Source organism: Candidatus Nitrosocosmicus sp. T (assembly GCF_054408485.1).
Genome location: NZ_CP166992.1, coordinates 1,917,123 through 1,936,778, shown reverse-complemented (window position 1 = coordinate 1,936,778; position 19,656 = coordinate 1,917,123). Strand labels below are relative to the sequence as shown.

Here is a 19,656-nt window from a genome sequence, read left to right as displayed (position 1 = left end):
ATGAATATGAGCTCACTGACGAGTGTATAGACGAAATTCTACTGAACAAATATAATCAAACCTGGGAAATATCAAATACAATTGTAAGAATAAATAAGAACACTAAAGCATAAGTCAATCATAGCTACACCATATTCTCTTTGTTCTATCTATTAGAAAATAGTCTATGATTACAACGCAATAGGTTTCGTAATATATTTAACTAAATAACAATCTATTGTTAAAAACCATCTGATTCTTTCTAGAGAGCAAATACCATTAATCGATATATTTCAAACAAACAAGGAAAAACATTGACAAACAAGAGTATGATCGTAATATCAGGCTTGATGCTTGCATTGTTACTCACATCCAATTCATCGAGTATCTTACAAAATAATTTTGTAATAGCTCAATACTATGGTAATCAGTATGGCAGTTCTAGTTTGAATTTTCTATGTAGTGAAAGTAATGACACCCTATTTCCAGGGATCACTCCAGAAATGCATGGAAGCCCTGATGGTGACAGCAACTCACAAAGCAATGGAGAAGAAAGTGAAAGTTCTACTAATACTAAACCAAGCGGTAAACCCGGTAAAGTAATTACTCCTCCTCCTTCTTCTGCTTCTACTCCACAACCTAAAGTAAATCAGGTAGGAAGCCCTGATGGTGACAGCAACTCACAAAGCAATGGAGAAGAAAGTGAAAGTTCTACTAATACTAAACCAAGCGGTAAACCCGGTAAAGTAATTACTCCTCCTCCTTCTTCTGCTTCTACTCCACAACCTAAAGTAAATCAGGTAGGAAGCCCTGATGGTGACAGCAACTCACAAAGCAATGGAGAAGAAAGTGAAAGTTCTACTAATACTAAACCAAGCGGTAAACCCGGTAAAGTAATTACTCCTCCTCCTTCTTCTGCTTCTACTCCACAACCTAAAGTAAATCAGGTAGGAAGCCCTGATGGTGACAGCGAGTCAAAAGGACCTATCACAAACGATGTTTGCAATGAATTTGGGGAATCTGCTGAAACAAGTGTATCACCGATGGGGAGTGGAAATATGAACGGTTCTAGTGTACCTAGTATTTCTTGCGGACAAGTGATTGACGAGAGTGTACAACTAACAGCCAATCTCAATTGTAAGACTGACGGAATTCTTGTGAGTGGCGGCGACGTTACGGTTGATTTGAATGGCTTTACTGTAACCGGTCCTGGTCAAAACAGTTCTAAAATAGGGATAATGGTTACTGATACAAAGAATGTGACGGTTAAAGGTCCTGGTACTGTATCAGACTTTCAAGCTGGCGTTTTAATTACCTCTGGAGAAAACAGCAATATATCCGCCGTTGATTTGACAAATAATCATGTTGGGACATTTGTTTCAGGTTCTACCGATTCTAATATCATGGATAACAGGTTAAGCGACAATAATATTGGAATTGCCACTTATTCTTCATCTGATTCAAATATAGTAACAAACTTCTTTGAATCAAATAATTTAGGTGGTGCGACCCTTGTGGATTCTCACAACAATGACATCTACTTAAATACAGTTCAGGGGTCCTTGAATGGCATTTTCACTGATGCTCAAAGTCATAATAATAGTATTACGTTCAATAATTTGAAACAAGATACTCAAATAGGTATCAATAATGCAAATGGATTACCAACAAACGTAAACGATAATAATTATGACCATAATGCTTGCAATGCATCGTTACCTAATGGCTTATGCTATGGTGTAGATCAACCTAATCAAACTTCGAACATACCTGAAGTTGAACTAATGGAACAGCCAGAAATTGGAGATCAACCTCATAACGGTCAAGAATCTACGAATCCAACCAACGTAGAATCCGATGAACCATCTTTAGGTTTGCAGGATACTGTTGACAGTCCTTTTAATAGTCTTGGATCCGGTAGTAATGTGGCAGTACAAAGCCAGGATAACGAAGGAAGTATTTCAGCTGGTCAGGACAGCAGTGGTTCTAGCGATGGTTCCTCTGACAGCAGTGGTTCTAGCGATGGTTCCTCTGACAGCAGTGGTTCTAGCGATGGTTCCTCTGACAGCAGTGGTTCAGGTTCAGAAACATCAGGTAGCTCAGGTTCAGAAACATCAGGTAGCTCAGGTTCAGAAACATCAGGTAGCTCAGGTTCAGAAACATCAGGTAGCTCATCTCCAGGTGCAGGTGCCGGTTCCTCTGACAGCAGTGGTTCTAGCGATGGTTCCTCTGACAGCAGTGGTTCAGGTTCAGAAACATCAGGTAGCTCAGGTTCAGAAACATCAGGTAGCTCAGGTTCAGAAACATCAGGTAGCTCAGGTTCAGAAACATCAGGTAGCTCAGGTTCAGAAACATCAGGTAGCTCAGGTTCAGAAACATCAGGTAGCTCATCTCCAGGTGCAGGTGCCGGTTCCTCTGACAGCAGTGGTTCTAGCGATGGTTCCTCTGACAGCAGTGGTTCAGGTTCAGAAACATCAGGTAGCTCAGGTTCAGAAACATCAGGTAGCTCAGGTTCAGAAACATCAGGTAGCTCAGGTTCAGAAACATCAGGTAGCTCATCTCCAGGTGCAGGTGCCGGTTCCTCTGACAGCAGTGGTTCTAGCGATGGTTCCTCTGACAGCAGTGGTTCAGGTTCAGAAACATCAGGTAGCTCAGGTTCAGAAACATCAGGTAGCTCAGGTTCAGAAACATCAGGTAGCTCATCTCCAGGTGCAGGTGCCGGTTCCTCTGACAGCAGTGGTTCTAGCGATGGTTCCTCTGACAGCAGTGGTTCAGGTTCAGAAACATCAGGTAGCTCAGGTTCAGAAACATCAGGTAGCTCAGGTTCAGAAACATCAGGTAGCTCAGGTTCAGAAACATCAGGTAGCTCATCTCCAGGTGCAGGTGCCGGTTCCTCTGACAGCAGTGGTTCTAGCGATGGTTCCTCTGACAGCAGTGGTTCAGGTTCAGAAACATCAGGTAGCTCAGGTTCAGAAACATCAGGTAGCTCAGGTTCAGAAACATCAGGTAGCTCAGGTTCAGAAACATCAGGTAGCTCAGGTTCAGAAACATCAGGTAGCTCAGGTTCAGAAACATCAGGTAGCTCATCTCCAGGTGCAGGTGCCGGTTCCTCTGACAGCAGTGGTTCTAGCGATGGTTCCTCTGACAGCAGTGGTTCAGGTTCAGAAACATCAGGTATCGCTGAAATAGTTAATACTGCTATAGGAACTCAATCAAATAGTAGCAGCGTTATTTGATTGCAATAAAGGCCTTCAAAAATAATGGTTATCAATCCTTAAGACTCATTCTCAAACTGCAAGAGAACAAAAGAAGTGCGTGTCTTTGATTGATTACCAAAAGTCTTTCTAGTGTTTTAAGATTTTTTCCTAAACACCATAGAACTTTTAATTAAAAAGAAATTGAGTCAGTATTATATTTTCAGTCATATTACTGTAATATACTGTTGTAAATAGTATTGACTCGCAAAGTAAGTAAAAATGAAAACATCGAGTTATCCCGTAATCCTAGTTATCTTGAATATTCCTAATTACAATAAATAAGGGCAGTTTTCTAACGTAATGCTGATAAAGGCTATAATTCTTAATTCATAATTTAAAAAGCCTTTGTGAATTTTTGAACATAATTAAATCACGTTCCTGTTGATTAAGATCTAACTTTGACATAAAATTCAAATAAGATTTCATACTCGATATTGGCCAGTCTGTTCCATAAAGTAGATATTCAGGCTCTCCAGCATAATTGAGAAAATCTGTAATCTTTTGAACTAGATACTTTTCATAGAATTCTGTAAATTCTCCCAAAACCAATCCTGATATATCCGCATATACATTTTTATTTTTATAAATTATCTCCTGGCAATCCAAGAACCATGGATTTCCCAAGTGACAAATTATGATCTTTAAATCTGGGTTATCAACTGCAACATCGTCAACATTTATGGGGTGAGCAAATCTTATTTTCCCCTTGGGCGTGTATGTATCTCCAGTATGTATCATTAGGGGGACATCATACTCTATGCACAAGTCGATTATTTTCTGATATTTCGGATCATACGGATAGTAATGTTCGTATCCTGGATAAATTTTTAAACCTTTTATTTTACCATTTTTAAGATATTCATTGTATTCTGTAATACTATCTTCATCATGATTGCTAATTGAGTATCCTGCAACTACCTTTATCTTATCATATTTTTCCACAAATTTTAATACTTCACCTGTAGATGGTCTCTCATCATTGATTTTGTATGAGGATAAAATTATAGCTTGGTCTACATTGTTTGACTGCATAGTATCTGAAAGCGATTCTATTCTTTCTTGGAGAGTCAGGTTCTTTAAGCTCTCGTAGCCGTTTACATGTACGTGGCAATCGATGATGGTTTGAGTCACTTTTTATAATAAGGATTTATCCATTCAATAAATGTTGCATAATTTAGAGATCTAGAATCCTTGATATAGTTTGGAAGTATCTTTATAAATTTAAATTCATTTCTTAATTGAAAGGTCAATACTGGATCCGAGATCTGTTCACTGATAACCTTTTGAACATATTCTTCTGCTGGCAATCTATCTGCATAATTACAGTAATTGATCAACCTACCACCTGCTATAATCCGCCTTAAATTAAATTTTATAGCAAGGTCTTTTCTTGCTTCATATAACAAAGTGGCAATTCCCAATCGACGAAAATCCGGATGAATTGAGATATCTGCACCATACAATGAATCACCATTAGCGTCATGAGTAGTAAACAGGCTATTTCCACTTACTTGACTAAATGTATGTACCTCGTATTCAGAGGGTAACCTTACGATTAAACTACTTGACGAACCTATAATCTTATTCTTAAATTCAACACAAAATTGACCTTCTGGAAATATTTCAACGTGACTTTGAAGATGCTTTTCTCTCCAAACGCTGCCTTCTTCTAACATGGATGGAAATGATTCTTTTTGCAATTCAATTATTTTATCAATATCTTGAAAAGTTACATTCTTTATAACGATATCTTGGTCGGGTATATTAGAATATTGCATGCCCTTTCTCTACACAATGAATATTTGTATCTCATGTCATATTAAGATTGGCAAAATCAGTTACAATTATGAAAATGTAGATGAAAGTATGGATGGTTAAGAGGACAGAAGAGAGGAGAAGAGAGGAGAAGAGAGGAGAAGAGAGGAGAGGCAAGGAGGCTAGGGAAAATAAAAAAGAAAAGGGAAACGAAAAGATACCTTATAACCACAAATATAAAATTTAGCATAGCCCCTATTAGAATAACTAAAAGATTTCATCTAACCTTCTTCAATATGAAAAGTTTTATTAAATAAAATACCGCCATTATAAATTATTGAAAAAAGCCATCTATTTTGATGAAGAATCGGAACTCCTTCATGAGGAAATTCCACAAAGTAACCAATGCAGGATCAAAATTTCATTGAGTTTGGATTTTGATATCGGCCAAAGTTATGTAACTTCAAAAATACAAGACAGAGATGGCAACATTAGAAAACTAAACATTCAGCCAGGAACAAGAGGTATTAAACTGCAGAGCGACCTTATCAGAGTAAAAAACAAAGATGCAGAGCTGCCTTCTCATGTATACGTCCAAACCACACTAAACGATGGAAAAACTTTGGTGAGAAAATTACCCGTTATTGGAACAAGTGATTGGTTACTGATATTTGAGGAAGATTCTTTTTCTGCTAGCAGTTAAGGGTCAGTACGAAGAAATAGAAATATTGGGTTAATCCTTAAGAATTGCATTTTATGACCAAAACATTGGTTATTGTATTTAGTATCCGCGTAGTTGTCTTCCAGTATTTTCTTTGTTTTTTTCCATATATTTTGATATCAATACTTGTGGTTCAAACCCTGCCTCAATAGATAATTGTATTAAAAAGTGCCACAGGTCTATTATTTCCTCCTGAAGTTTTTCGTTATCTACAATTTTATCTTTTTTCCACCATTTCCAATTTGTTTCCCTTTGAAGTTCTATAGCTTCGTGCACTAGTGCAGAAGAAATCATAAATATTCTGTATCCGGAAAAAGGCTCTTTCATTTCATATAATTTCTTCATCTTATTTTCAGGGTTATTATCTTCAGAAATCTTTTGAGGACCTTTATTTTTTGTACTGTTATAATCTTGAGTTATCAAGGACTTTTGCATCTCAAAAAGATACTCTAATTTATCTTTAATTTCATGGACCTTGTCAGGGCCATCATTATCGGCTGAGTGGTGCATACTGGAAAACTATAAAGTAAAATAATGATATTATTGTTGTCTTTTTTTTGCGGTCTCAAGTATTGCTTTCTAAGATGTGAAATGATATTGTATCATGTGATATCGCATCATACAGTACTTTGTGAGCCCTCATGCCCTGTACTCAAGTCCAAATCCAGATGTTGCTTCAGCACCAAATTACAATAATGATTTTATAGTTCGTCTATAATTGATATATAATTATCAATACTTCTATCAAGTAAAGTCTTGTTCTTTTCGCCTACAAGTTTTTCTACCAGTTCTTTATTAAGAAGAAAAAATAATGAAACCTCTTTACTTCTTTTTCTTACAACAATTTTTGAATCAACCAATCTTTTTAGATTCCAAGAAGTAGTAGACGGGGCTTTTTTGATGTGATTTACAATCTCATTAAACGATGCGCCTTCGTCCTGGGTATATAGTAACTTCAAAATTATACCTTTAGTGGTCTTTATCTTCAAGTAACTTAGAATAAGGGTTTCATCCGATGGTGTCGAGGCGGGAAAGTATCTGGTAATGTTACTGTTTTCTGTCTTACCAATTTTTATTATTGATCTTTTTTCAAGGATGGATAAATGATGTGACAAAGTGCCGTTATTGAGATTTGTTAATCTTAGAATATCTCTATATCTTATCCCTGGAAAAGAGTTGATAATTTTGAGAATTTTACCTCTATTATTTCCATTGGAATTTATCTCATTCTCATTTAATACTGTACTAGATTTCATTTTCTTTCCAACTTCAAAACACCTGCAGCAAACAATCCCAGCATCAATAATAACAATATATGCGGAAACTCAACCTCTATTAAAGGTATGTAGAATGTTCCTAAAAGGTTACTTGACTGTAACAAATATAGAAACTCTGTAAATAACAAAAATCCGAAACTTAGAGCTGTCAGGAGTATTTTTTTACTTTTTGACTTTTTGAAAGATACAAATGAAATCGTAGTTAGAAAAAGGGCCACATCAAAACTAATAATGTGAATGATGATGTGATATATCATGGAAGGGTGAGATATGTGTGGTATAATGATTGGATATATGGCTAAACTTGTGACAGTGATTGATAAAAACAAAAACAAACTGGTCTTATTGCTTAAGAAACGCCCAAAAATTGTTTTAAGTTCTGTGTTTTCTCTTTTGAGCAATTTATTATATTATATTCAAATGTGCTTTAAAAGGTCATTGGTACAAAGGTAAAACTAGTTTACGATCTTCCGTCAAGTGATCTTTGAAGTGATACCGTATTATATGACTATAAACTGGGCTATTTGATTGCTATCCATTCCCCAAGCATTGTCCTTTAATTCGTAATAATTTTCCCTGGTGATTGCAGACAAAGAATAGTTAGATGGAGAAATAAAGGAAGGAAGAAGAGGGGTGGGGAGACAACCTAGTATATACTCTCTTATTACCTTCCTACCTTCTTCTAAATCTTAGTCGGTATGTATTATTTGTTGGAAAATTCTATTCCTTTCCGATTATCTTTTCCTTCATCCTCTTAAATTCCTCTTCTGAGATTACGCCCTTTTCCTTCAAGTCAGCAAGCTTTTTGAGTTCATCGGCATGCGATACATGACCATGGGATGGGGTAGAAATGTGGGTTGCATTATTAACACCTGCTGAAGAATAACCGGGAGACCTGATCTGGGTGATACCGTTGCGGATCACTTCTATTAAATCTTCTGCCTTTTTCTTGGGAATAGCATCGATAACGCCGTTTTCTCCATGCTCATCTGTTTCTAATCTTTTTATCCAAGGCATCCTCCCTGGAATATTAGGGTTAAACAATCCTGGAGCATTAAAGATGACCGAGGCAGACAGCAAGCCTTTTTCTATTTTGGCATTTGTAATAACGTTGTATGGAATATCAATTATTTCTTGTTTTAGTCCAAGCATACTTGGATCCCTTAATATAATTCTTCTATCAGTTGCATAAACTACATTAGGTGAAAACTGAGATCCACCTGGTTTAAATCTTGATTGCCTGGCCACTACCAATACTTTTTCATCCGCATTTAGCATCTCTGCAATTTTTTTTATTTCATCTAGCTCATCTTCATCAGTTATATCTGTATTAAAATTATTTTTCTTATCTGACATTCTTCCTCTTTTTCTCTCCTCCTTCTCTTTTTCCTTTTCTTCTACTTATTATTTATCCGCATATTTTAAAAAAAGGTATATGATTTCTTATTGTAATTTTATACAGAAAAATATTTTATATGTGCTAAAACAATACCATTTGATGAACAAGAGCAAACATGTGATTATTTTTTCATCATCTCTTTTTGTTTTGACATTTGCATTTTCCTTATTTGGCGCAATGTTTAACACAAATATGCTGAATGGTAATAATAATAACTCAAATTTGGTTTTTGCACAAGAATCTGTAGCCACATTGGCAAATTCTGTTTCTGATAGCAATAATACAGTAATTTTCAACAACTATGAAAATAGTGAAGTGGGAGTTTCGATCAAATACCCATCTAACTTTTTGATTGATGAAAGCAATTCTAATAAAACAGTTAAACAGATAAGCTTTTTCCCTGCCTATGATGATGATTCCGGATTATCTCCAGAGACTTTTATTTCATGGTTTGATGTTTACGTACAAACATTTTATCCTCCAATATTCTATTCCCCTGATAACGTGAGTTCTTATTTGGAAGATCGTACTAATGCTGTTCAACAAGAAGATCAAGATGTTACTATAATTGAATCTTCGACTGATTCACTATTGGTGGGCCATCCAGCTTATAAATTAGTAACAAGAAGTTATTCTGGTAATGAGACAATTGATACTATTGAATATGGGATAATAGTTAACGATAAACTATATTCATTAAGCTACGAAGTAAATACTTCTGACTACCAGAATTCCCTTCCAATAGCAAACAAGATGATTTATTCTTTTAATATAGAGTCGGACAATTTGTCAAAATCACTAAAACTGCTGACTAATTCAACAGGATTGGCAATGCTCAAAGAAAAAGTACCTATGCTGCAAGGGATTTTATCGTCACTAAATTCTAGCAATTTTGCTTATAACTCTTCAAAATTGCTCAATACTTCTGAGATAAATAGCTCGCCTAAAACAATGCTAGAAAATCTCCTAAAGAATTCCTCTGCTGGAAATATTCCAAACATATCTTCCATGATGAATTCTATCCCACCTATAGATTTGCAATCCATTTGCGGCATTGAACTTTTAGCAAATCTTTGCAATGGAGGACCGTTTTCTAATCCGTCTCTTAACATGGGTAATTCTCTGTTAAATAATAAAAGTTCAATTTCCGGACTTGCCGAAATGCTTAATTTCCCCAAGAATTCCACTGATCACTTTGACCTCTCAGAATTTAAGCAGTTGTTAGGTCCATTTGCAATGCTTTCCTCTCCATCTTCGAATTCATCCTTCTCCTCCCTAGAGTCTCCATCTTCCTCATCTTCCTCATCTCCATCATTTAGCGACTTGCCATTTTCGTCCTTTTTTCCATCTAACGGAACAAATGCCTCTTTTCTAAACCAAATGTTTTTAAACGAAAATAACAACGGAACTTCTCTTAACGATACCAAGATTTTTAACCCTTTTGAAGCCTTATTCGGTGGTGGTGGTGCTGGGAATGATACGGGTTTTAGTTTCCCTAATAATGATTCCTTTGGAACTGACTCTTCAAACTCTTTTATGGCGCCTAATTCGCAAGGTAATGAAACACTCGATATATTAAGAATGTTAGAATTGCTGCAGGGTGGTAGCAGCGGTAGGTAAAAAAGCAGTTTGTTGTGCTGTACTGTACTAACTTTTTATATCTGATCTTCTTTTACAGAGAAAAAGGTAAACAATTCTTTCATTATTTTCTTATCATTTTCTTCTTATTTGATAAATAATCATTTATAAGAACTCTATCTATGTCTCTAGGGTTAATGTATATCGATTTTCCATCCACAGATTTAGCCAATTCATTAACAAACTCTAGCAGAGTATCCTCCTCACTAACCATTATAGTGTCAAGATCAATACCATCTTTTTTCAGTTTCTTTGCCTCTTTTATTGTCTGTTCTCCTATATACTGATCAATCTGCCTATACCTGTAGCACAAGTACACGGTCTGCTTATCGTGAATATCAAATTTAATTCTTTTATTGTCTGAATTCTGAGCACCTATTCGCTCTCGATCAGGTATATAAAAATGTGAATAAGGTCTTTGTTTCATTATCTTATCCTTCTCATTTTTACTATCTATAAAGCACGCACTGGGATGCCCATCTGTTATCATCACTATCCTTTTGTTTTTTGCACCATCTTTTTTCAAAATTGCTTTTGCAAATCTGTATGCTGATTGATAGTTAGTGTAGTGTAGAAAATCTGCGTTAGGTTCAAATGTTCTTAGAAAAGGAATATCCATTGGATCAATCCTTGATGCAATGGATCCAAATCCTATCGTATAAATAGAATCTAGAGGGAAGAATTTTTTATTTAAGATAAACAAGCTCCACAATGCACGCTTTGAAGCCTCTATCCTGCTCAGATCATTGTACATCGAGGAATATTTCATTGTTGAGCTCAAATCTATACAATAAACAGTAGCTACTTGAATTTCCTCCAAAGTATCGTAAATTTCAATATCTTCATACGAAATATCTAATGGAAACTCAATCCTGTTATGAAGGTCATCATGGCGATGATCCTCATAGTGTCTTTCTACAAAGTTCCTTATGGTCGAGTTGATATTAATGTTGGAAATCTCATTTCCGTACTCATACATTTTGGAAGTTTCCTGTACCATGCTTCCATATCCAGCAAACTTTGTTTCATGCATACCTATTTTGTCTGATTTTAGAGACTTTATTATCTCTGTAAGGATCTGTTGACCTATTTTTAGAAACCCCTTCTTGTTAAGCCATTTATCTGAATCAACCAAATAACCTTTCCTAATCAATTCGGTAACAATTGGAAGATTGTTACCCGAAAGTTTATCATCATTAAAATTAAAGTTCAATCTATAGTTTTTCTGATTAGCAGTAGTGACTGACGCCGTCGAATCATTTTGCCCTTTTGAATAATGTGATCTACCTAGTTCCTTGTTACTAGAATCCTGACTAGATGAAGTAGGGTTAGTAAATCTTGATAAATAGTCTTGAGCCTTTGCTTTTTCCGCCTCAATCTTTTTCTTTTCTAGTTCATGAAAATATTCTTGAAGATAGGATTCTAGTTCTTGAAGTGTCGGAGGATTATCTTTGATAGCTTTGTTACCTATTGCCTTTAATATGTCTGGAAAAAACTGCTTTAACAGGTTGTTTCTTGCTCGAATTTTTTCCTGGTCAGATAAAGATTGTAGTTGTTGTTGTTGCTGTTGTGAATTATGACTTTGGCTATTTCCTAAATTCTTATCAGACCTGTTACTATCCTCTTCCTTATCAGCATTTACAAAGGGCCTTGAAAAATAAATGACCCTTTTCTCATACATGACAGTCTTGTTTAGGCCAGTTTGATTTATGGCATTATGAATCAGAACGTTAGTATTGTCATTATTATTATTATTATCAGCAGTTCTGATCTTGTTACTATTTATCTTATCTTTTGAGCCTTTCAATTTATTTATTCTCTAATTTCGAACCTGTCTTCCCTTTTATCTAGAATCGGAGGGGAACTAATCCTAAGATATTCGAACAGTAATTCGGTTGAAGTGGCTATGAGTTCTTCGTTATTGTTTTCCTTATCTTTCCACACATTTTCAAACTGAATATATTGAAGGTTTTTGTCAATCTCATTCTGACGAGCCTTTTGAACAAAGTAATCTTGTTCTTGCTTGATTTTAGCGATAACACCTTTTAATGTCTTAGAGATTACTGGAAGATGTTTTAGTTGGTCTGAATATAAAATCGAAGTAGTGCTAGAGTCTTTTGCCGTATCCGTTCCTTCTGCCGCATCTATCGATTGAGCAGTTATGTGTCGGTTGTGGTCGTGCTTTTTCTGTTGGTATTGATTTTGAACGACTGTAAATGACTTGTTTCTAAACTCATTCTTAATGGATATTAGATCTTGGGGCTTGAAAAATTCGTTAAAGAAATGTAAACATGTCTCTTGTATAACTTCGTCTATCACATTATTTAGAAATAGTGTCTTGTTTTCTGTAGTATCTTCTATTTCATCTAGTTCAAACTTTGAAGATTGAAATATGCATTGCAGATCTGAAAACCTTGGTATTGTTTTGACATTATTTATAAGAGAACGAATTCTCTCTACTTCACCGATTACCGCTTCTAAGGAATGAATAGTTGACCTTACACTTACACCCCTATCGCTATTGATATCCGGATGGTTCCTAATCTTTTGGAAAATTCTGGTAATCGCTTTTAGCATGAAAATGGGCAAAAAAGTTTGATTTCTATTCAGCATGTCCATTTCCTGAATCAGAATTAGGGTTTCGTCATCAATTGTATTAGGATAATGTGTCTCAATATGGCTCTTCAAACGATCGGCCAATGGTTCGATTATCTTTCCAGAATGAGTATAATCTATAGGATTTGCCGTAGCAATTATTTTTACATCCGGTTTGAAAAATACTGGATAAGCACCGGTTGTAAATCTACCTTCTTGTAGTACACTTAATAATGTTACTTGTTTTCGGGGATCTAGGACGGGTAGCTCGTCAAGACATAGTATTCCATATCGGGCTTGCAGTAAATATCCCGGAGAATATGAATCAATGTCAAACACTTCGATACCCTTTTTTATAATTTTAACAACATCTATCTGGCCCACTAAATCTTTAACGGAGATGTCCGGGGTCGCTAGGATATATCTATACCTTTGTTTGCCGTCTAACCATTTTAATTTGGTGTCCAACCCATTATTTTTTATTATTTCCTCACAGTCCTTTGAGACATAAAATTCTGGAAGCATTTTATCCACAGAATTTCCATTTAATAAATCGACAAGATGGGTATAAGGCATTTCGGTTGGAATATCATTTGTCAAAGTTCCTTCAACTATGGGGATCGGTGACAAAAGATTCTCTGAAATCAGTTCAGCAAGTTTGGTTTTTCCCTGACCTATGTGACCTACAAACAAAATGTCATGTCCGGCCAAGAGTGCTCTCTTTATAGCTGGGATGACTGTATCCTCAAACCCAATAATTCCTACAAACGGATTTTCGTTATTTTTAATTTTAGCGATAAGATTCTGTCTTAGTTGATTCTTTACTGGCTGATACTTGTAATTGATTTCTAAAAGGTCTCTGAGAGTTTTTATATCCTTATAGTTATGTGGAACTCCGAAAAAAGTGGCCTGTTTAAACGTGGGCATTGTAGTATAGGAGGTCTTAACCAATTTTAGAATAGAATCTGCGCGAGACAATCTTTGTGTAAAATTAGTTCCCATTTATTTAAAAATCTATGCAAATAGCCTGACACTTTAGATTTTAAAAACGGGTTAGTTAATAGACCCTTTTTTCCTTCCAGACCAAATTTTTTTGTATCTCACGTACCAGAGCACTAGTATTATGCAACCTATTATGACCCCAAATAAGGAGTATACATATAGATTAGTCACCAAAAAGCAGTATTTTAGAAGTTCATATGACTGCTGCTGCCGCTGCTGCTGTATCAATGTCTCTTGAGATTGGCTAACGTCTTCTTTTTGTTGTTGTTGTTGTTGTTGTAATGGTTGTAATTGCCTCTCTGCCTGTTGATTGCTAAGTTCACTATTATTACTTTGTTCTTCATTGTTGTTCGAACTATTGTTACTTTGAGGTAAGGAACTGATTTGAATAATACAATTGCTTCCCTCAATGTTTAATATTATTGCAAAAACTGAAAATATGCAAATCAATAATGTAGAAATTTTCAAGTAGTTGTCTTTCTTGATAAGGTAGTATGCCCTCCAAACCAATAATTTTTTTTAAATCTTATCCTATAAAAATCAAAATGTATGAAATCTGACAAATATCATTATTATCTAGAAAATTTTTGCTCCTAGAATCTCCGAAAATCATGGGCAGAGTACATGAAAAGATAAATTAATTAAATGACTTTTTACAGCGTGGCTCAAACTATTATCTTAGAATTGTCATACTCCTGTATAATTCAGTACAACCAACCCAAATATAGAGCACAAATGAAAATTTTTTGTATCTCCTCATTGCTTTGATAAGGCTGGTAAAAAAATATCATAATATTTTTATTTAGAGATATCAGGAATTTAGGAAAACTTTCGCAACGGTGGTGTTAGGAGTACTTGATATATCCACCTTAACTTTCCCCAAATTTTCAAATATGAGAATTAGGAATTCCTTGATGAACAAAGACCAGACTTCACCTAATTTATGCTGTATTACGTAAACATGTTTTCCATCATCTTCGATTCGGTGATCTGAGTTTATTCCTATTACCTTCATGTATTGCTCGAGCACTTCTAAAACTGAAAATAGATTATAATTTTTCTTTATGAGGAGAACAGAGTCCTTTAAAAAGTTGAAGGCTATTTGTGAAAGTTCTTTTACTAGTGATTCCTTAAATTTTGCTATATCATCGATTCCATTTTCAGAACCTGTTTTGATTACTTGGTCCATCACACTAGATAATATTATCTTGGGAATTGGGATCATTCCAATCTTATTCTCGTATCTTTCCCAGTTTGAGTATCTGCGTAAAATCTGATTAATAAGCACATTCAAAGATGTTTCTCTGTAATCAGCTTCAAATTGTAATTCTTCTATAACCGAACTTTCAAGTCTAAATGTAATGCTTCTCGTTTTGCTTGGTTTATTCTCATAGGCTTCATTCTCTTTCAATTCTATTGTAAATCCTTATATCATAACTGTAAATTTGTTATTATGTCTTTTATCATGGTTCCTACTTAGGTAGGCAGAATGGCAAAGGAGATTATTATCACGAGAACAGACTGACCGCCTTCCTTTTTTTGATGAATAAATGAATTTAAGATGATGAGAAATGTATTGATAAATAGATAATTCTTTATTATCTTACTAAATTCTTTGAATATTGATTATGCGATTAGTTCAAAATATGTGAAGATATCCTCCTGCCTAACTAAACAATCTGTTGATTATTCTTCAACCTATTTTTTAGATTTTCAGATAACCCTGCTTGCAAAAACTAAGTAGATATGATTATTTTCGTTATTTTGTGTTGCCTTAAAAGTAAATACCATAGCTGGCTAAAATATTAAGCAAGCAAATCATAAACTTTGAATACCTTTATGTAAAAAAATTCAAACCAAAAGACAGACGGACTTGTTATTTCTGTTTTTGCAAAGGTATCCAAATACAAAAAGAAGAGCAAAAATGAAAAAATCAGTGCGAATGGCTTTTTATGTGAATGTGCATAGATGATTCAGCAAATGTCTTGAGATTACTTTCATTGTTAAAAAAATCTTCTGAAATTCCATGAAAAAAGAGTTTCCGATAAAGACAAGCCACTTTATTTGAAAGCAAACTCACAGCATCTAGATCATGTGAAGACCAAATAATGGTAATTTTTCTTTCCTTGTTCAGTTTTGTCAAAAGTTTGTAGAATAATTTCAATACTGCAGCATCTATGGCTGTATCTGGTTCGTCCAAAATCAGCAATTCTGGCTCATGAATTAACGCCTTAGTTATCATTACCCTTTGCTGTTGTCCTCCTGATAGATCGCCTATCCTTTTGTTAAGATAGCCTGCTATACCTGTCAATTCTATCAATTCTTTTACTTTATTTTCATTAAAAGCCTTACCTCCTACAGAACCCAATTGAATTACTTCCTTTACTGTAGCAGGAAACCTGGAATCAAAACTGTTTGATTGAGGGATGTATCCAATCTTTTTATAAATCTCTTTTGCATGATTTCTTATGTCTTTATCAAATAATCTTATGTTACCAGTAAACCCTTTGTTTAATCCTAACAGACATTTAAAAAGAGTAGTTTTGCCTGCACCATTTGGTCCAATAATTCCTAAAAAATCTCCCCTGTCTATTTCAAAGGAGATATTATCCAAAATAACTTCAGAGTCATTTCTGTAGCTTACGTTATCTAGTTTGACAAGAGGATTTGAAGCTTTTTCAGTTGCCTTCTCACGCTCATTCTCACGCTCATTCTCACGCTCACTCTCCTTCTCCTGAACAGACATATTTCTATCATAAATTAAAGAAATGAAAGGTTATAAATTTAAGTAAAAATACTGCTTTCATTTATTGCTGGATATCATATAGAAAAAACCTCTGATGAAATAAAAAAATTTTTGAATGTGTGTTGAGTTGAGTTTCCAAATAAGAAAATTAGTCTAGGATCTTTTGCATGTGGATATCATCATTTTTACCTTTATACTACAAACCTGGAATATTAAAATTGGGCAAATCTGGGAGCTTAAATTCTGGAAGTGGCGGTAGGTTGAAATTTGGAAACGGGCTGTAGGGTTGGGGGTCGTTATAGTTGGGGTCAGATTGTGACTGAATATCTTGTAGGGGTAAATCTGGTCTAGCCTCTAATGTTGGAACAAGGTTTATTATCTGCCCGTTGCGGTTAACAGTCAGATTTACTTTGTCTCCTGCTTTCTTGTATATGTCTAAATAAGAAATTATGTCATCAATTCTTGAAACAGGATTGCCGTCTAATGCAATTATTATATCTTTATCTAGTATCTGTTGCTCACCAAATCTGTTTCCTTGAATTAACATTCCTTTCAAACCTGCTTTGTCTGCCGGTCCGCCAGGCACAACATCATCGATTAATACACCCTTGTAATTAGGTGGTAGTCCGAACATTTCAGCTAAGGTGGGGGATAATTTTGATCCTGATATGCCTAACCATGGGTGCTGATATGTACCTGTTTTTATTAGAGAAGGTATTATTCTGTTGATATCATTGGAAGGAATTGCAAAGCCTACTCCCGTATAGGTTCCTGTATTTGAAAATATTGCAGTGTTCATGCCTACTACTTTACCATCAAGATCTATCAGAGGTCCTCCTGAATTGCCAGGATTAATTGCAGCATCCGTCTGAATTACATTGGGAATAGAATAACCTAAATCTGAGTTTGGCAACAATCTACCAATTTGACTTATAATACCGAATGTTAAAGTATTATCAAGCCCATACGGGTTACCAATAGCTAATACCGGATCACCTACCTTTAAGTTTGATGAGTTTGACAATGTCACTGGAATCAATTTTTCACCTGCTGGATCATCCAATTTCAACACGGATATATCTCCATAAGGATCTACACCAACTACTTTGGCAGTATAGCTGTTACCATTGTTAAATGTGACTATTATGTTGGTTGCAGAGCTGACCACATGGTAATTAGTTATAATAATGCCCGCTTTGTCATAAATAAATCCCGACCCAAACTTCATTGTGAATGGGCTATTACCTGTTGATTCATAAAGCCTATTTGAAGGATCTACTGGCTGATATTCTGTACTTATTTGGACGACTGAATCTTTTACCTTACTGAAAATGTCATTTAACAATGAATTATTTCCATTACCAAACAAACCTAGATGTTGTTCTAGGCTTTGATTTTGACCGAATGCTTGCGGGGCATGAATAATCACCAAACTTGTAAAGAAAATCATAATTAACCAGAAACATTTCATTTTGGACAAAAAAATCAATATGTCACTATATTCATGATTATATTTATATCATATCGGTCTTGTGATGCATTCTTGAGGAATATCTTCAATAACTGAGAGCCGGACTTTAGTATGCATTCCTAATTAGCCAAAAGCTATCACCAAACTGGCTAATTTGTGAATACGTTTTGGATGCTTTTTGATAAAATATTGATTGATATTCAAGCTCACATATTTGGAATTCTCAAACCGCTACTGATTATGCTAATTTATTGTATTATAAAGAAAATAAGCTTGAATCATTTAATTGCACTATTCAAGTTTGGATAAATTTTTTAAGAATCACCAATATAATTTTATAATAAATGCTACTGGAAGAGAGATTGATTAATCTTTGAAATATCAAACAAACTTTGTTCTTGAGGATTCCTGTGGAGCATTTTGTAGAATTGGTTAAATAATTTATTTCGAACTTTTTACAGGATGAAATATCTCTGGATTAATACGTTATTATTTTCAGCCATTACGATTATTTTTTCAAGTATTGCAGGAATCCCGCTGCATACAGACAAAGTATACTCTCAGGCCGTAGATTTAACAGAAATTAATAGTGGAAATGAAACCTTAGATAGCGGTTTACCATTATTTTATGACTGTATAGATGAAAAAGTAGATTCAAGCAAAGGAGTTGAGGAAGATTCATACTTTGAAAAGGAACCAACTAAACACGAAGTAAAAAGTTGCTATAACGAAGTTCTTTTAGGAAATGCTCAATCCGCTGATGCTAGCGAAGACATTGAATTCGGAGGTGAATAATTTAGCATGAATATAAATCAAAATATAAAAAATACCTTAAAAATATCTTGTATTATTTTTTCAGTTTTGATATTGGCACAACTAATGGTTATAGAACCAGCCAATGCACTAACAAGATATTTTAATTGTGTTACTCGTGTAGCAAACAATAATGGAACTTTCTCATTAGAAAACGCAGAAGCATGTTATGATAATGTATTTAAAGGCGCGCTGGATAATGATGAGTTTGGTAAACCTCTAAGGTAACTAGAGAAAAATACAAGTTATTTTAACAAAAGTTATTACCTCAATAAGCATATTGGGGCTTTATCTACCATCTTTTTCCTTAATTTAGTGGCGGAAAAGAAACGACACATTTTTTTCATAGGACAAAGAGAGGGTAGCTGAACAAATATGAGAAAGGTCAAATTATGACTATTCCTGTTGTTTCTATTTTGAACTATTTGTGTATGAATATGATTTTTAAAGTGTAATTATTTATTTTCCCAAAAATAAACTCAAACTGGGAAACAAAAAACCAAACCCAAAACCAGAACCAAAACCAGAACCAAAACAGCAATAACAATATCATACAGTTCAAGGTATTTTTTGCAAATATTTTTTACCATAGATCTATCATAGTATATTATGAAAGACTTTAACCAAAGCGAACTAGACTCTGCTACAAATAGTTCAAACTCGCTAATCTTGTTTTATGCTGATTGGTGCGGTTATTGTAAAAGTTTTGTACCTATATTTGAAGATTCAGTTAAAAATATTAGCAATCAAAAAATTCTTTTTGGGGGTGTAAAACTTAATGAGGATGAAAACCCGTTGTGGGATAAGTATAGTATCAATGCAGTACCAACTTTAATTGCCTTCTCTAAAAGCACAATCAAGGATCGTAGAGATGCCAAGATGGGAGTGGGGCTTACCAAGAGTGATATGGAATCGATTTTGTCTAATATTAGAACAGAAATGTAAAATCATTTTCTCAGTGTAGCTACCTTTTTATCTATTTGATATTTGAAAAACTAGTATA

Annotated in this window: 19 protein-coding genes; 7 read left to right on the top strand and 12 right to left on the bottom strand. The window is 34.7% G+C overall.

What is annotated here, in order from left to right; genetic code table 11:
* The first annotated feature begins 293 nt into the window (after nt 1–293).
* Nucleotides 294–3,215 (top strand): right-handed parallel beta-helix repeat-containing protein, encoded by a 2,922-nt coding sequence (locus AB0A59_RS09850; RefSeq protein WP_458743399.1) that lies wholly within the window; start codon nt 294–296, stop codon nt 3,213–3,215.
* A gap of 348 nt (nt 3,216–3,563) precedes the next feature.
* On the opposite strand, the gene AB0A59_RS09845 is transcribed toward AB0A59_RS09850, so the two are convergent.
* Together AB0A59_RS09845 and AB0A59_RS09840 are read right to left on the bottom strand one after the other, a co-directional pair.
* Nucleotides 3,564–4,367: an amidohydrolase family protein gene (locus AB0A59_RS09845; protein ID WP_458743398.1), complete on the bottom strand. Its 804-nt coding sequence runs from the start codon at nt 4,365–4,367 to the stop codon at nt 3,564–3,566.
* Nucleotides 4,364–5,014, bottom strand: coding sequence for a GNAT family N-acetyltransferase (locus AB0A59_RS09840; protein ID WP_458743396.1), 651 nt, complete (start codon nt 5,012–5,014; stop codon nt 4,364–4,366). The genes AB0A59_RS09845 and AB0A59_RS09840 overlap by 4 nt, the downstream gene beginning before the upstream one ends.
* A 92-nt stretch (nt 5,015–5,106) precedes the next feature.
* Between AB0A59_RS09840 and AB0A59_RS09835 the strand changes: the two genes are divergently transcribed.
* Nucleotides 5,107–5,238, top strand: coding sequence for a hypothetical protein (locus AB0A59_RS09835; protein WP_458743395.1), 132 nt, complete (start codon nt 5,107–5,109; stop codon nt 5,236–5,238).
* Nucleotides 5,239–5,328: 90 nt separating this feature from the next.
* On the top strand, nt 5,329–5,694 hold the full coding sequence (locus AB0A59_RS09830) for a hypothetical protein (RefSeq protein ID WP_458743393.1): 366 nt from the start codon (nt 5,329–5,331) through the stop codon (nt 5,692–5,694).
* Between the two features lie 78 nt (nt 5,695–5,772).
* Here AB0A59_RS09830 and AB0A59_RS09825 read toward each other — a convergent pair whose 3' ends face one another.
* The 4 genes from AB0A59_RS09825 to AB0A59_RS09810 all read right to left on the bottom strand — a co-directional run bounded on the left by AB0A59_RS09825 (nt 5,773) and on the right by AB0A59_RS09810 (nt 8,345).
* Nucleotides 5,773–6,222, bottom strand: coding sequence for a dUTPase (locus AB0A59_RS09825; protein ID WP_458743391.1), 450 nt, complete (start codon nt 6,220–6,222; stop codon nt 5,773–5,775).
* A gap of 191 nt (nt 6,223–6,413) precedes the next feature.
* Entirely contained in the window at nt 6,414–6,968 is a 555-nt protein-coding gene (locus tag AB0A59_RS09820) for a winged helix-turn-helix transcriptional regulator (RefSeq protein ID WP_458743389.1), read from the bottom strand.
* Nucleotides 6,965–7,390: a hypothetical protein gene (locus AB0A59_RS09815; RefSeq protein WP_458743387.1), complete on the bottom strand. Its 426-nt coding sequence runs from the start codon at nt 7,388–7,390 to the stop codon at nt 6,965–6,967. Before AB0A59_RS09815 ends, AB0A59_RS09820 begins: the two co-directional genes overlap by 4 nt.
* 319 nt (nt 7,391–7,709) lie before the next feature.
* Nucleotides 7,710–8,345 (bottom strand): PH domain-containing protein, encoded by a 636-nt coding sequence (locus AB0A59_RS09810; protein WP_458743385.1) that lies wholly within the window; start codon nt 8,343–8,345, stop codon nt 7,710–7,712.
* A 142-nt stretch (nt 8,346–8,487) separates the two neighbouring features.
* Here AB0A59_RS09810 and AB0A59_RS09805 point away from each other — a divergent pair, with 142 nt between their 5' ends.
* Complete coding sequence (locus tag AB0A59_RS09805) at nt 8,488–10,008, top strand: PsbP-related protein (RefSeq protein ID WP_458743383.1); 1,521 nt, start codon at nt 8,488–8,490, stop codon at nt 10,006–10,008.
* An 82-nt stretch (nt 10,009–10,090) separates the two neighbouring features.
* On the opposite strand, the gene AB0A59_RS09800 is transcribed toward AB0A59_RS09805, so the two are convergent.
* The 6 genes from AB0A59_RS09800 to AB0A59_RS09775 all read right to left on the bottom strand — a co-directional run bounded on the left by AB0A59_RS09800 (nt 10,091) and on the right by AB0A59_RS09775 (nt 17,819).
* Complete coding sequence (locus AB0A59_RS09800) at nt 10,091–11,833, bottom strand: vWA domain-containing protein (RefSeq protein ID WP_458743381.1); 1,743 nt, start codon at nt 11,831–11,833, stop codon at nt 10,091–10,093.
* 5 nt (nt 11,834–11,838) lie between these two features.
* A complete protein-coding gene (locus AB0A59_RS09795; protein WP_458743379.1) occupies nt 11,839–13,599 on the bottom strand; it encodes an AAA family ATPase in 1,761 nt (586 codons plus the stop codon).
* Nucleotides 13,600–13,674: 75 nt separating this feature from the next.
* Nucleotides 13,675–14,133, bottom strand: coding sequence for a hypothetical protein (locus AB0A59_RS09790; protein WP_458743377.1), 459 nt, complete (start codon nt 14,131–14,133; stop codon nt 13,675–13,677).
* A gap of 301 nt (nt 14,134–14,434) precedes the next feature.
* The gene (locus tag AB0A59_RS09785; RefSeq protein ID WP_458743376.1) at nt 14,435–15,034 is read right to left on the bottom strand and encodes a hypothetical protein; all 600 of its coding nucleotides are present in this window, start codon (nt 15,032–15,034) and stop codon (nt 14,435–14,437) included.
* Nucleotides 15,035–15,556: 522 nt separating this feature from the next.
* Entirely contained in the window at nt 15,557–16,369 is an 813-nt protein-coding gene (locus AB0A59_RS09780) for a metal ABC transporter ATP-binding protein (RefSeq protein ID WP_458743374.1), read from the bottom strand.
* A 196-nt stretch (nt 16,370–16,565) separates the two neighbouring features.
* Nucleotides 16,566–17,819 (bottom strand): S1C family serine protease, encoded by a 1,254-nt coding sequence (locus AB0A59_RS09775; protein ID WP_458743373.1) that lies wholly within the window; start codon nt 17,817–17,819, stop codon nt 16,566–16,568.
* A gap of 483 nt (nt 17,820–18,302) precedes the next feature.
* Between AB0A59_RS09775 and AB0A59_RS09770 the strand changes: the two genes are divergently transcribed.
* The 3 genes from AB0A59_RS09770 to AB0A59_RS09760 all read left to right on the top strand — a co-directional run bounded on the left by AB0A59_RS09770 (nt 18,303) and on the right by AB0A59_RS09760 (nt 19,598).
* Nucleotides 18,303–18,635, top strand: a complete 333-nt coding sequence (locus tag AB0A59_RS09770; protein WP_458743371.1) for a hypothetical protein — start codon at nt 18,303–18,305, stop codon at nt 18,633–18,635.
* A 6-nt stretch (nt 18,636–18,641) separates the two neighbouring features.
* Entirely contained in the window at nt 18,642–18,881 is a 240-nt protein-coding gene (locus AB0A59_RS09765; protein ID WP_458743370.1) for a hypothetical protein, read from the top strand.
* A 381-nt stretch (nt 18,882–19,262) separates the two neighbouring features.
* On the top strand, nt 19,263–19,598 hold the full coding sequence (locus tag AB0A59_RS09760) for a thioredoxin family protein (protein ID WP_458743369.1): 336 nt from the start codon (nt 19,263–19,265) through the stop codon (nt 19,596–19,598).
* The last annotated feature ends 58 nt before the right edge of the window (nt 19,599–19,656 follow it).